The organism is Pseudarthrobacter sp. R1, from assembly GCF_024494415.1.
Classification (GTDB): Bacteria; Actinomycetota; Actinomycetes; order Actinomycetales; family Micrococcaceae; genus Arthrobacter.
The window spans coordinates 78,063-90,632 of record NZ_JAMKFI010000005.1 but is presented as its reverse complement, the minus strand read 5'-3'; the positions used below and the strand labels follow the sequence as shown (position 1 = coordinate 90,632).

Genomic DNA, 12,570 nt, shown 5'->3' with positions numbered 1-12,570 from the left:
GATGAGTGCAAAACTTTACTTTGTGAATGAAAGTGCAGTTATTGTAGGCGGCCTCCGTGAACGGAAGCGCGCCGCTACACGTGCAGCCATCACTGCCGCGGCACGGGCACTGACGGGCGAACGGGGACTTAATGGCTACACGGTGGAGGAAGTGTGCGGGCGCGCCGGCATCTCCCGCCGCACGTTCTTCAACTACTTTCCCACTAAGGAAGATGCGATCATCGGCCACGCGGACGATGACATCCCCGCCGACGTCATCGCGGAATTCATCGAAGGCGGCGCCTCGTCCCCTCCCGGCGAGATCTCCCCCACCCTGTTCCAGGACCTGGTGCGGCTCTCCCTGCAACTTTCCGAGGACATGGCCGGCTCCGAGGAGGAAACCCGGCAGCTGATCGCCGTGGTTAAGAAGGAACCCCAGCTGATCCTCAGGATCATCGGAATCACCGAACAGCGCGAAGCCCAGTTCGCCCGGGACGTCGCCCGCCGTGAAGGCGTAGCCGCCGACCATCCCGTGGTGCAGATGGCTGTGGTGCTGCTGGGCACCATCGCCCGCAAGAGCAGCATGGCCTACTTCTCCGACGGCAACACCCGGCCCTACCGGGATCTGCTGATGGAGAACATCACGGCCGCCAGCACACTCTTCTCCCAGCCCCTCGGGCACCCTGAAATCCCCGCCGCAGAAGGACAACCATGAGTATCGCCGTCAGTAAGAGGACAACAGCAGCGGGTCCCCTGTTGCTCACCCAAAAACGTATCTGGATCATCTTCTCGGCGCTTATCGCCGGCATGCTGCTCTCGAGCCTGGACCAGACCATCGTCTCCACCGCGATGCCTACCATCGTGGGCAAACTGGGCGGCGTGGAACACCAGGCCTGGATCACCACCGCGTACCTGCTCGCCACCACAATCGTGATGCCGATTTACGGCAAGTTCGGTGACGTCCTCGGCCGGCGGAACCTGTTTCTTGTAGCCATCGCGTTGTTCACGCTCGCCTCGGTGGGCTGTGCCCTTGCCACGGATTTCTGGGGCTTCGTGATCTTCCGGGCCGTCCAGGGCCTGGGCGGCGGCGGCCTGATGATCCTCTCGCAGGCGATCATTGCCGACATCGTGCCGGCCAAGGACCGCGGCAAGTACATGGGGCCGCTGGGCGCCATCTTCGGCCTTTCCGCCGTGGCTCATTGCCGACATCGTGCCGGCCAAGGACCGCGGCAAGTACATGGGGCCGCTGGGCGCCATCTTCGGCCTTTCCGCCGTGGCCGGCCCCCTGCTGGGTGGATTCTTCGTGGACCACCTGACGTGGGAATGGGCTTTTTACATCAACATCCCCATCGGCATCGCAGCCTTCGCCATCGCCTGGTTCACACTGACACTGCCGAACAAGAAGGCTGAAAAGCGGATCGACATCCTGGGTGTTGTGCTGCTGTCCGCAGCCACCACCTGCCTCATCTTCTTCACCGACTTTGGCGGCAAGAAGGACGAGGGCTGGGATTCCCCCCTCACCTGGGCCTTTGGTGCGGGCATGGTCCTGTCCGCCGCAGCCTTCGTTATGGTGGAGCGCCGGGCCGAGGATCCCATCATCCCGCTGAGCCTGTTCCGCAACCGGATCTTCGTCAACGCCACGGCCATCGGCTTCACCCTTGGCCTGGGCATGTTCTCCGCGATTGCTTTCGTCCCCACGTTCCTGCAGATGTCCTCCGGCATCATTGCCGACATCGTGCCGGCCAAGGACCGCGGCAAGTACATGGGGCCGCTGGGCGCCATCTTCGGCCTTTCCGCCGTGGCCGGCCCCCTGCTGGGTGGATTCTTCGTGGACCACCTGACGTGGGAGTGGGCTTTTTACATCAACATCCCCATCGGCATCGCAGCTTTCGCCATCGCCTGGTTCACATTGACACTGCCGAACAAGAAGGCTGAAAAGCGGATCGACATCCTGGGTGTGGTGCTGCTGTCCGCAGCCACCACCTGCCTCATCTTCTTCACCGACTTTGGCGGAAAGAAGGACGAGGGCTGGGACTCCCCCCTCACCTGGGCCTTTGGTGCCGGCATGGTCCTGTCCGCCGCAGCCTTCGTTGTGGTGGAGCGCCGGGCCGAAGATCCGATCATCCCGCTGAGCCTGTTCCGCAACCGGATCTTCGTCAACGCCACGGCCATCGGCTTCACCCTTGGCCTGGGCATGTTCTCCGCGATTGCTTTCGTCCCCACGTTCCTGCAGATGTCCTCCGGCACCAGTACGCCCATCTGGGTCATCTGCGTCCAGCTGTTCATCTTCGGAGCCGGCCTGGGCCTGATCATGCAGGTAGTGGTCCTAGTGGTGCAGAACTCCGTCCCCGCGGACCAGATCGGCACCGCCACGAGCACCAACAACTACTTCCGTGAAGTGGGCGCCGCCATGGGTGTTGCAGTTTTCGGCGCGATTTTCACCAACCGCCTCTCCGAGTCCCTCACCAGCGCCTTCACCGGTGCAGGCGCGTCGGCGGACCAGGCTGCCCAATCCACCAGTACCCTGGACCCGCAGGCGCTGAGCCAGCTTCCGGACCAGCTGCGTGATGCAATCGTCAACGCCTACGCCGAGTCGCTCGCCCCGGTCTTCTGGTACCTGATCCCGTTCATCGCGGTTGCCTTGATCCTGGCCGTCACGCTGAAGCAAATCCCCTTGTCGGACACTGCCGGAATGGTGGCCCGCGGCGAAGCCGTGGGCGGCGAGGAGGCCGAACGCCTTGCCGCCGGTCTGCCGGTGTCAGCGTCGGAGGGAAAGCCGGCGGCCGCTGGGCTGCCGGACAATGCCAAAGACGACGACGGCGAGCTGGTCTCCCAGCGCAACTGACCGCCGTCGTACCGCCAGCCTGCATGCCGCCGGCTGAAAGCCAGCAGGGGCGCCGCAATCTTTGGGGGTTGCGGCGCCCCCGCGCTGTCCCGAGGCGGATTCCTGAGTGTCAACGGTCAGGGTTCGAAGTGGGCGGCGTCGGCCGGAGCGAGGGCGCGGTGGATGCTGGTGAGGTGCCCGGGCATCAGCTCAGGGAGCTCATTGACGCCGAACCAGCCGACCGCCAGGGATTCGTCGTCATTCACGCGGGCAGTCCCGGAGACGTAGCGGCAGCGGAACACCACGTCCAGGAACTCGCACACATCGCCGTTGGGGTAAGTGAACGGGCCTACAGCCCCCACAGACACAAGCCGCTCCGGTTCCGCCACGACAGCCGTTTCCTCAAAGATCTCCCGCACCAGGCCTCGCGCTGGCTCCTCTCCCGGCTCCAGCATTCCGCTGACCAGCGCCCACTGTTTGTTGTCGGCCCTCTGGGCGAGCAGGACACGTCCCGAATCATCGATCACTACGCCCCGGACGCCGGGAACCCAAAGCGGATCGTTGCCGATTTTCTTGCGGAGTTTCAGGATGTAGTCAGGCGCAGGCATCCCGCCAGCCTACCGAACTGACAGGCCGCTGTACCGGCACGGAGGTAAGTTCAGGGCCACGTGGCAGGTTGGGTCATGCCGGCAGCAGCATGGCCGCAGCGGCACCGGCGAGCATAAACGGACCGAACGGGATGGACGATTTCAGCGTCCCCCTGCGTGCAGCCAGAAGGGCGATTGACCAGAGCCCGCCGAGGAGGAACGCCAGGAAAGTACCTGCAAACAGGTGCCCCCAGCCGAGATAACCGAGGTACATCCCCAGGACCCCAGCGAGTTTCACATCCCCGAAACCCATGCCGGGCGGATACGCGAACCGCAGTATGAAGTAAAAGAGCCACAGGATCGCGGCTCCGGCCACAACCCGGAGCGCCGGTACAGCCATGAGTCCCGCCAGGGAACCTGCAGTGCCATGGCCTGCGCCGGCCCCGGCTCCGGCAAAGGCCGCTGCCGCGAGGAGCAGGACACCGGCCACGGCGTAGGAGGGGAAGACGATCCGATTGGGCAGGAGGTGATGCCGGACGTCAATCACCGTGAGCCGGACGGCCATAACCGCGAAGTAGGCGCAGGCAGCGAGCACCAGCCAGAAGGCCAGCGGGGTGTCCTGCCATAGTTCGCCCAGTCGTTGGATCACCCTCGGATGCTACTGGATTTCCGCCCGCCGCCGCACCGCCCACGCGTAAACTGTGGATATGGCGACGTGGGACTCCCGGCACCGGATGGATCCGGCCAGCACTTCAGCCGCCGCGCACCCTGCCCTGTTCCGGAACCTTTGCACGTCCTCGCCCTGGAAATGGCAGTCCCTGCGCTTTGAGTATTGGGATGAGCCCTTCGCGGATGCGCCTAGCCCGACGGCGTCCCTGGTGCGGGCGTGGCTTCGGCGGCCAGGCGCACTCCGTCTTGAAACCGCGGACGGACTTGTCCTGCACAGCACCACAGGAATCAACGATTCCCGGGACGGCCTCTATGTCAGTGCCACCCGGAAGTCCTGGCTTTTGCCACCGCACCTGGTGACGCCCGTTTACGACGACCATGGCCTGGTGCGCAGGCGGCCGGAAGCAGCCTACGGCGAGCCAGGATTCGGCAACGGGCGGTTCTCCGCGGCCTTGGATCCCGTGGAAGTGGCCGGGAACGCCCCTGTGCCTCTGGAGTTTCCCGGCAGCAATGCGGTGGAAATACAGGAAGTCCAGCAGCAGGAGCACGAAGGACGCCCTGTCCTTGAAGCAGTTGTGGTCCCTACAGCCGCATACCATCCCGCCCATCCGGCAGCGCCGCTGTGCCTTCCCGGCAGATCCCGGATCCGGGTGGACCTGGGCACTGGTGTGTGCGTGGCGAGTCAGTCCCTGGAGCCCGGGAGGGAGGGATACGGTCACTGGCTGCGCATCCTCGCGGTGGACGAGTACATGCTGGACGACCTCTTCCTGGCCCAGTCAATGAATCTCACCGACGTCCGGCAGCACATCCCCTGGGAGGTCCCTGCCTGACTGTTACAAGCCGCAGCAGGTCGCATCGGCTAGGCTTCGCTGATGACATCACTGAGCGACGTTTGGCCACTTTTCGGCCTGAGGCTGGCCACACCACGGCTGGAACTCCGCCCCATCCAGGACCAGGAAATTCCTGCGGCCGTTGCAGCAGCGCAGAGCGGCATCCACGAGGCAGGCAGGAGCCCGTTCAGCACTCCGTGGACAGAGCTTCCGGCAGATGAACTGGCGCCCAACATGGCCCGCTGGTACTGGCGCTGCCGGGCCGAATGCTCCCCCGAATCCTGGACCCTGCTCCTGGGCATCTGGCACGAGGGCGCCTTCATCGGCTGCCAGGACGTCGGCGCCAAGGACTTCGCCGCACTCAAAACCGTCACCACAGGCTCCTGGCTTAAGCAGTCAATGCAGGGCCGCGGCCTGGGCAAGGAGATGCGCGCCGCCGTCGCCCTCTATTCCTTTGACTGGTTGGGCGCCGAAGTAGCAGAGTCCGAAGCAGCGACGTGGAACGAAGCCTCCCTCGGCGTCTCCCGCTCCCTCGGCTACGAACTGAACGGCACCACCAGGAAAGCCTGGGGCACCAAGGTCGAAACAGTCCAGCACGTCCGCCTCACCCCGGAGACCTTCAAACGCCCCGACTGGGAACTCCAAGTTAGCGGCCATGAACCTGCAGCTGCGTTCCTGAAGGTCACCTGAGCTCCTTGCTGTGGCTGGGTTCGCCATGCCACCGTCCTTCTCCGTCGCTTAGGTTCGCCGCAGCTGGGTTCGTCCGCCCCCAGCGCTTCGCCGTCGCTTAGACACCTCCCGCCGCGCTGCTACGGTCGCTGGGCGACCTAAGCAACGCTCTGGTCGGCGATGCGCTCCTACGCGAAGCACTGGGACCGGACGTGTGCCGAGGCGTCCGGCTTGTAGGTGGTCGGGAAGTGCGAGATTTCCAGCTGGTGTGGCCTCGGTCCTTCTCGGCGATGCCCTGGGACCAGACGCGTGCCAAGGCCCACGTCAGTGCGGGCGCGCACACGTCGGGTTACGGTCCTTCGCGTAGGAGCGCATCGCGGCGCATCGGGCGCCGGAGGTCGCTCAGCGACCGCAGGTGCCCCTATGTGGCGTGTCTAAGCGACGGCGAAGGGCCGTTGCCCGGCGGAACCCAGCAACGGCCCCTCGTCTACGTGACTTAGCCTTCGAGCAGTTCCGTGACCAGGGCTGCTATTGGCGAGCGTTCTGAGCGGGTCAGGGTGATGTGGCCGAAGAGGGGGTGTCCTTTCAGGGTTTCGACGACGGCGGCGATTCCGTCGTGGCGTCCGACGCGGAGGTTGTCGCGCTGGGCGACGTCGTGGGTCAGGACGATCTTCGAGTTCTGGCCGATGCGGCTCATGACGGTCAGCAGGACGTTCTTTTCGAGTGACTGGGCCTCGTCAACGATCACGAAGGCGTCGTGGAGGGAGCGCCCGCGGATGTGGGTGAGGGGCATAACCTCGAGCATGCCGCGGTCCATGACCTCCTCCACCACTTCCTGACTGACCAGCGCCCCGAGGGTGTCGAAAACCGCCTGCGCCCAGGGGTTCATCTTTTCGGACTCGGAGCCGGGCAGGTAGCCAAGTTCCTGGCCGCCCACGGCGTACAGGGGCCGGAAAACGATCACCTTACGGTGCTCCCGGCGCTCGAGAACCGCTTCCAGGCCGGCGCACAAGGCCAGGGCAGACTTGCCGGTGCCTGCCCGGCCTCCGATGGAGACGATGCCGACGGCGGGATCCATCAGCATGTCGATGGCGAGCCGCTGCTCCGCGGACCGTCCGTGCAGTCCGAATACGTCGCGGTCGCCCTTCACCAGGCGGACCTGCTTGTCCGGGCCTACCCGGCCGAGCGCGGAGCCGCGGTTTGACAGCAGGACCAGGCCGGTGTTGACGGGCAGTTCCGCTGCCGCCGGAATAAACACGGGTTCGTGGCCGTAGAGCGTGGAAATCTCCTGCTCGCCGGCCTCCACCTCGGCCACGCCGGTCCAGCCGGAGTCCTTCACCAACTCGTTGCGGTATTCGTCGGCGGTAAGCCCCATGGCTGAAGCCTTGACCCGCATGGGCAGGTCCTTGGACACCACGGTGACGTCCCTGCCTTCGTTTGCGAGGTTCTTTGCCACCGCGAGAATACGGCTGTCATTGTCGCCGCTGCGGAACCCCAGCGGCAGCACCTCGGCGGAGATGTGGTTCAGTTCCACCATGAGGGTGCCGCCGTCGTCGCCGATGGGGATCGGCTGGCTCAAGCCGCCGTGTTTGACCCGAAGATCGTCAAGGAGCCGGAGCGCCTTCCGCGCAAAGTAGCCAAGTTCAGGGTCGTGCCGCTTGGCCTCAAGCTCGGTAATGACCACCACCGGCACGATCACCTCATGCTCAGCAAAGCGCAGCAGCGCGCGCGGGTCGGACAGCAGGACGGAGGTGTCGATCACGAAGGTGTGGATGTTGGCTTCCCTTCCGGAAACAGCAAAACCGGCCGCAGCATCTTTCGCTGCGCCGGTTTCTGACGTGGCTCGCATGGCGCGAGAGGTAGCTTTCCCGCCCTGGCCGAAAAGGACCTCGGGCAGTTGTTCAGAAGTAGCCACATCGACTCCAGCCCCGGGCGCATGCCCGGATTTGTTAGTGGTGAGGCGGCTCGGCCAAGAGGCCGGGTCCGGCCTCCCATACACCCGGTGCGATGTCTCGCTCCATGTACTGGCCTCCCCGATCAGCCGGCGGTTTTGCCTGCTGATGGATATAACGTAAATCCATCGGAAGTAATTTCCGCAACCATTACGCGGCGATTCCTGTTGCAGCCGTGTGAACTGTCGGTGAACCCGGAATGTCAGGTGCCGAAGCGGCGCTGCCGGCCTGCATAGTCCCGGAGGGCGCGCAGGAAGTCCACTTTGCGGAATGCCGGCCACAGCGCCTCGCAGAAGTAGAACTCGCTGTAGGCGCTCTGCCACATCAGGAACCCGGAGAGCCGTTGTTCGCCGGACGTGCGGATCACCAGGTCCGGATCCGGCTGCCCCCGGGTGTAGAGGAACCGGGAGATATCGTCCACGCACAGGTCGTCGGCGAGCTTGCCAATATCGGCGCCCCTGGCGACGGCGTCGTGCAGCAGTTCCCGCACGGCGTCAACGATTTCCCGGCGTCCGCCGTACCCCACCGCCACGTTGACATGGATCTTTTCCCGGACCGGGGTGCGTGCCGTGAGCTTGTTCAGCCGCTCGGCAAGATAGTCCGGCAGCAGCTCAGGTGCACCCATGGCGTGCACTGATATGTTCGCGTCGTCGTCAAGCCGGTCCAGGGTGTTGGCGATGATGCCCATGAGGAGGTCCAGTTCTTCGCTGGACCGGTTCATGTTGTCGGTGGACAGCATGTATAGCGTGACCACCTTGACCCCAAGTTCCTGGCACCAGCCAAGGAATTCGTGGACCTTGTCTGCGCCTGCCTGATGGCCTTGGCTGGTGGGCGCGTTGAACTGTTTGGCCCAGCGCCGGTTGCCGTCAACCATCACACCAATGTGCCGGGGGATGCGGTCGCGCGCGAGGTCCTTGAGCAGCCGGCGCTCGTAAAAGCCATAGAGGAACCCGGGCAACTCCACGCGGCCTCTCACCTGACTTCCTTGCTGTACGTTCGGCTTGCACATCCTAGGCTACCGTCCGGCGCGGACGGGGACGGTCTTCTGCGCGCCGCCCTGCACCAATCCCTTGTTACTCATGGGTAACTCACCGGCCCGTAAGTTATTCTGGAGCCATGAACAGCGACACCCCGGACGGTCCCCGGACGCCGCAGCCCAAGGACATTGCAGGCGCGGGAGCCAGCCCGGATACGAACGCCGGCACCTCCCCCATGGACGACGCAGCCGTGCGCCTGGCCGAGCTCCTGATGATCAAGCCGAAGTGGCGCGGCTGGATCCACACCGTGACGGCTCCACTGGCACTCGCGGCGGGGATTGTCCTCGTCCTCCTGGCTCCGACCGTTGACCGCAAGATCACGTCGGCCATCTACGCGGCCACTGGAGTGCTGCTGTTCGGGGTCAGCGCCGTGTACCACCGAGGCAACTGGTCCCCGCGGGTAAAAATGACGCTCAAGCGGCTGGACCATACCAACATCATGCTGGTGATCGCAGGCAGCTACACGCCGCTCGCCTGGACCCTGCTGGAACGGGCCCAGGCCATCCTTCTGCTATGGGTAATCTGGTCGGGTGCAATTCTTGGCGTGTTGTTCCGGCTGCTTTGGACCCAGGCACCCCGCTGGCTGTATGTTCCGATCTACATCGCCCTCGGCTGCGGCGCGCTGTTCTATCTTCCGCAGTTTTTCCAGGCCAGCGCGCCCGCCGCCGTCCTCATCTGCGTGGGCGGCGTGCTGTACATCACCGGCGCGGTCTTTTACGCCCTGAAAAAGCCCAACATCAGCTACCACCACTTTGGCTTCCACGAACTCTTCCATGCCTTGACCGTGGTGGCCTTCGCTACGCATTTCACAGCCATAGCCCTGGCAGTGCTCAGCTAACGCTGCCACGGGCTGCCCGGTACCTGCCAGCCGGCACCACGGGCCGGATAAGGCCTCCGCCGCTTTCAATGTCGGCGGCAGTGGCCGCGGCGAGGCGCTCCTCCTCCACCAGGGCCGTGGCTACCACGAAGAAAGCCGTCATGATGAAGCCCATGAGGCCCGGCGCCCGCCCGGCCCTCGGAGAGGCCCCCACGCAAGGAGGGCGGGGGCAGGGGGCGAGGGGGTTGGCAGCCAGGATGAGGAGCAGACGATGCACCTTCTACGGCACGGGTGTCAGCAGGCAGCACATCGGCGCCCGGATCCGGGCGCATCCTCTACACGGCATAGCAATGCCTGCCGCCCTATCTTAGCCCCGCGAACAGGTCCTTCTCCGGGAGCTCGGACGGCACCCGGGACTGGATGAGTGAGTAATCTTCCCAGGGCCACGCCCGGCGCTGCATTTCCGGGGATACGGCAAAGAAGAACCCCAGCGGATCCACCTGCGTACGGTGTGCCCGCAGGGCGTCGTCGCGCACTTCGAAAAAGTCTCCGCAGTCCACCTGCGTGGTGGTGAGATGGGAGGCAGGCGGCGGAGTGTGGCCTTCGGCGTCGGACTCCAGCCATGCCGCGAGCCGCTCGGCGTAAGGGGACTGGAGGCCCGCCTCCTCAAGGGCGAAATGCAGCGCACGGAATCGTTCCGGACTGAAGGCGCGGTCGTAGTACAGCTTGCCCGGTTCCCAGGGTTCGCCAGCGTCCGGATAACGGGCAGGGTCACCGGCCGCGTCAAAAGCCTCAACGGCAACCCTGTGCGCCATGATGTGGTCCGGGTGCGGATAGCCGCCGTTCTCGTCATAGCTGAGGATGACGTGGGGCTTGAAGGAGCGCACCAGCCGGACCAGCGGGGCGGCCGCATGGTGCAGCGGCAGGGTGGCGAAGGACCCGGCCGGCAGGGGCGGAAGCGGATCACCTTCGGGCAGGCCCGAATCCACAAAGCCCAGCCACCGCTGCTTGATCCCCAGGATCCGGGCTGCCCGTTCCATCTCCAGGCGCCTGGCACCCGCCATGTCCCGCTTGGGATGGGGCTCGCCTTCCACAGCAGGGTTCTGGATGTCCCCCCGCGAGCCGTCCGTGCAGGTGGCCACCATCACCTCCACCCCCGACGCTGCGTACATGGCCATTGTGGCCGCACCCTTGCTGGACTCGTCGTCGGGGTGGGCATGGACGGCGAGCAGCCGGAGCGGTGCGTGGGAGTTACTGGACGCTGTCATCGAAGGACGGCTCCTTATTCTTCATTGCGGCTTGTGGCTGCTGAACGGTTGCTGAACGGGCGGGGACTGCAAGGCCTGCTATGCCACCGGCCGGGAAAGCTCCGCCGGAAGGGGCACTAAACTGGTCTGGTGACTTCCCCGGACCAGCCGGCCCATTCCGAGCCCGCGAACACTAGCCTAGCCAATCGTTATGGTGCTAAAAAGCGCCGGTTCTCCCCTGCCGCCAAGCGCACGATAGGGGGCGCCGCCCTGGCCGCAGGGATCGGCTTTATGGCCTGGGTTTCCACGTCGAATGCCCTCACTGAGGTGAGCTTCAAGGACATCGGCTATGTCACCACGGACGCCACGCTTGCTGAGGTGGACTTCCAGGTGACCCGGCAACCTGGAACCTCGGTGCAGTGCGCCATCAAGGCGCTGGATTCCAAATACGCCGTGGTGGGGTGGAAAGTTGTGGACATTCCGCCTTCGGAGGCAAATGGTACGGCCGACGGCGGGCGAACGGTTTCGCAGCGGGTCCCGGTCAGGACCGAGTCACAGTCCGTATCCGGCGTGGTGGACAGCTGCTGGATTTCCGGCGGCTCCGGGCAGAAGATGTGATGCGCGCCGCTTCCTTGTTGGGTTAAATCCACAGGATTGACTACAATGGAGCAATACCTTTACCCCGCTGAGCTGGTTACTGTTCCACAAGTGGCCACCGTGGCGGGGTCTTTTGCATGTAGGACCATTAGAGGAGAAGTCCGTGTCTACCACCAACAGCGCAGCTGCAGCCTGGCTTACCCAGGAAGCTTTTGACCGCCTGAAGGCAGAGCTGGACCACCTTTCCGGCGCTGGCCGGGCGGAGATCGTCCAGAAAATTGAATCAGCCCGGCAAGAGGGTGACCTCAAGGAAAACGGCGGCTACCATGCGGCCAAGGAGGAGCAGGGCAAGATCGAGGCCCGCATCCGCCAGCTGACGGCCCTGCTTCGGGACGCCCACGTTGGCGAGTCTCCGGCAGATGACGGAATCGTGGAACCCGGCATGATCGTCGTCGCCAGGATTGCCGGTGACGAAGAGACCTTCCTGCTCGGTTCCCGCGAGATCGCAGGCGATTCCGATCTTGACGTCTTCAGCGAGAAGTCTCCGCTGGGTGCCGCCATCCTTGGGCACAAGGAAGGCGACACGTTGAGCTACACGGCGCCCAACGGCAAGGACATCAAAGTGGAAATCCTTTCCGCCAAGCCGTACGCGGCATAGGCGCAGGCCTTTAAGAAACGCTGGCCGTCCGGAAGGGCGGCCAGCGTTTCACTTTAATGGGGAAGGCTCCGGGCGGAGGTCAGGACCTGGTGTCTGCTGCATCTTTGCGGGGCCGCAGGAGCAGCGCGGCCACCACTCCCCCGGCTGCGCCGCCGAGATGTGCCTGCCAGGAGACGAAGCCCGAAACCAGCGGGAGGACGCCCAGCAGGATGCTGCCGTAGCCCATAAACAGCACAACGGCCAGCAGGATCTGCCGCCAGCTGCGGTTGAAAAAGCCCCGGACCAGCAGGAAAGAGAACAGTCCGAAGACCAGGCCGGAAGCGCCCACGGTGATGCCGCCATTCCCGATCAGCCAGACTGTCAGCCCTGATCCGAGCCAGCTGAAGGCCAACGCCGTCAGGAAGACCCGGAGTCCGGAGAGGAAGACCAGGAAGCCGAAAATTATCAGCGGCAGGCTGTTGGACAGCAGGTGGTTCAGGTTGGCGTGCAGGAGCGGGAAGGTGAAGATGTCCAGCAGCCCGTCGGCGCTTCTGGGCCGCAGGCCGAATGTGCGGTTCAATGAACGCAGCATCAGCGCGTTGAACAGTTCTATGGCGAACAGGAGGGCAACAAAGCCGCCCAGCACCAGCAGTCCGCCTTTTGCCCGGGCGGCAATGGTCCGCCGCTCCCAGCCTCCGCTTCCCGTCAGTCCGGCCATGGCGCGT

General features: G+C 64.6%; 14 protein-coding genes and 1 pseudogene. 8 read left to right on the top strand and 7 right to left on the bottom strand.

Features of this window, described 5'->3' with window-relative positions; all coding sequences use genetic code 11:
• The first annotated feature begins 22 nt into the window (after positions 1-22).
• The 3 genes and pseudogenes from M8J71_RS04720 (at position 23) to M8J71_RS04710 (ending at position 2,824) form a co-directional block, all read left to right on the top strand.
• Positions 23-694 carry a TetR/AcrR family transcriptional regulator gene (locus M8J71_RS04720; protein WP_256246831.1) on the top strand — a complete coding sequence of 224 codons (672 nt, stop codon included), beginning with the start codon at positions 23-25 and terminating at the stop codon, positions 692-694.
• Positions 691-1,113: pseudogene (locus M8J71_RS04715) on the top strand (MFS transporter); the annotation flags it as partial. The gene M8J71_RS04720 and the pseudogene M8J71_RS04715, both read left to right, overlap by 4 nt.
• A gap of 103 nt (positions 1,114-1,216) precedes the next feature.
• Positions 1,217-2,824, top strand: a complete 1,608-nt coding sequence (locus M8J71_RS04710; protein WP_256246830.1) for an MFS transporter — start codon at positions 1,217-1,219, stop codon at positions 2,822-2,824.
• Positions 2,825-2,940: 116 nt separating this feature from the next.
• Here the strand turns inward: M8J71_RS04710 and M8J71_RS04705 are convergent, their stop codons facing one another.
• Both M8J71_RS04705 and M8J71_RS04700 read right to left on the bottom strand, forming a co-directional pair.
• A complete protein-coding gene (locus tag M8J71_RS04705; RefSeq protein WP_256246829.1) occupies positions 2,941-3,411 on the bottom strand; it encodes an NUDIX hydrolase in 471 nt (156 codons plus the stop codon).
• 73 nt (positions 3,412-3,484) lie between these two features.
• A complete protein-coding gene (locus M8J71_RS04700) occupies positions 3,485-4,039 on the bottom strand; it encodes a prepilin peptidase (protein WP_256246828.1) in 555 nt (184 codons plus the stop codon).
• Between the two features lie 58 nt (positions 4,040-4,097).
• On the opposite strand from M8J71_RS04700, the gene M8J71_RS04695 reads away from it, so the two are divergent.
• Both M8J71_RS04695 and M8J71_RS04690 read left to right on the top strand, forming a co-directional pair.
• Complete coding sequence (locus M8J71_RS04695; protein ID WP_256246827.1) at positions 4,098-4,889, top strand: hypothetical protein; 792 nt, start codon at positions 4,098-4,100, stop codon at positions 4,887-4,889.
• A gap of 42 nt (positions 4,890-4,931) precedes the next feature.
• Positions 4,932-5,579 (top strand): GNAT family N-acetyltransferase, encoded by a 648-nt coding sequence (locus tag M8J71_RS04690; protein WP_256246826.1) that lies wholly within the window; start codon positions 4,932-4,934, stop codon positions 5,577-5,579.
• A 475-nt stretch (positions 5,580-6,054) separates the two neighbouring features.
• On the opposite strand, the gene M8J71_RS04685 is transcribed toward M8J71_RS04690, so the two are convergent.
• Both M8J71_RS04685 and M8J71_RS04680 read right to left on the bottom strand, forming a co-directional pair.
• Entirely contained in the window at positions 6,055-7,473 is a 1,419-nt protein-coding gene (locus M8J71_RS04685) for a PhoH family protein (protein ID WP_256246825.1), read from the bottom strand.
• A 239-nt stretch (positions 7,474-7,712) separates the two neighbouring features.
• Positions 7,713-8,474, bottom strand: coding sequence for an isoprenyl transferase (locus tag M8J71_RS04680; protein ID WP_256247058.1), 762 nt, complete (start codon positions 8,472-8,474; stop codon positions 7,713-7,715).
• A gap of 152 nt (positions 8,475-8,626) precedes the next feature.
• Here M8J71_RS04680 and trhA point away from each other — a divergent pair, with 152 nt between their 5' ends.
• A complete protein-coding gene (gene trhA / locus M8J71_RS04675) occupies positions 8,627-9,385 on the top strand; it encodes a PAQR family membrane homeostasis protein TrhA (protein WP_374114806.1) in 759 nt (252 codons plus the stop codon).
• On the opposite strand, the gene M8J71_RS04670 is transcribed toward trhA, so the two are convergent.
• The gene (locus M8J71_RS04670; RefSeq protein WP_256246824.1) at positions 9,378-9,527 is read right to left on the bottom strand and encodes a hypothetical protein; all 150 of its coding nucleotides are present in this window, start codon (positions 9,525-9,527) and stop codon (positions 9,378-9,380) included. The genes trhA and M8J71_RS04670 overlap by 8 nt on opposite strands.
• A 199-nt stretch (positions 9,528-9,726) precedes the next feature.
• Positions 9,727-10,632: a mycothiol conjugate amidase Mca gene (mca, locus tag M8J71_RS04665; protein WP_256246823.1), complete on the bottom strand. Its 906-nt coding sequence runs from the start codon at positions 10,630-10,632 to the stop codon at positions 9,727-9,729.
• A 129-nt stretch (positions 10,633-10,761) separates the two neighbouring features.
• On the opposite strand from mca, the gene M8J71_RS04660 reads away from it, so the two are divergent.
• Both M8J71_RS04660 and greA read left to right on the top strand, forming a co-directional pair.
• Complete coding sequence (locus M8J71_RS04660; protein WP_256246822.1) at positions 10,762-11,229, top strand: DUF4307 domain-containing protein; 468 nt, start codon at positions 10,762-10,764, stop codon at positions 11,227-11,229.
• A gap of 142 nt (positions 11,230-11,371) precedes the next feature.
• On the top strand, positions 11,372-11,866 hold the full coding sequence (greA, locus tag M8J71_RS04655) for a transcription elongation factor GreA (protein ID WP_163164261.1): 495 nt from the start codon (positions 11,372-11,374) through the stop codon (positions 11,864-11,866).
• A 79-nt stretch (positions 11,867-11,945) separates the two neighbouring features.
• Here greA and M8J71_RS04650 read toward each other — a convergent pair whose 3' ends face one another.
• On the bottom strand, positions 11,946-12,563 hold the full coding sequence (locus M8J71_RS04650; protein WP_256246821.1) for a rhomboid family intramembrane serine protease: 618 nt from the start codon (positions 12,561-12,563) through the stop codon (positions 11,946-11,948).
• Positions 12,564-12,570 lie beyond the last annotated feature (7 nt).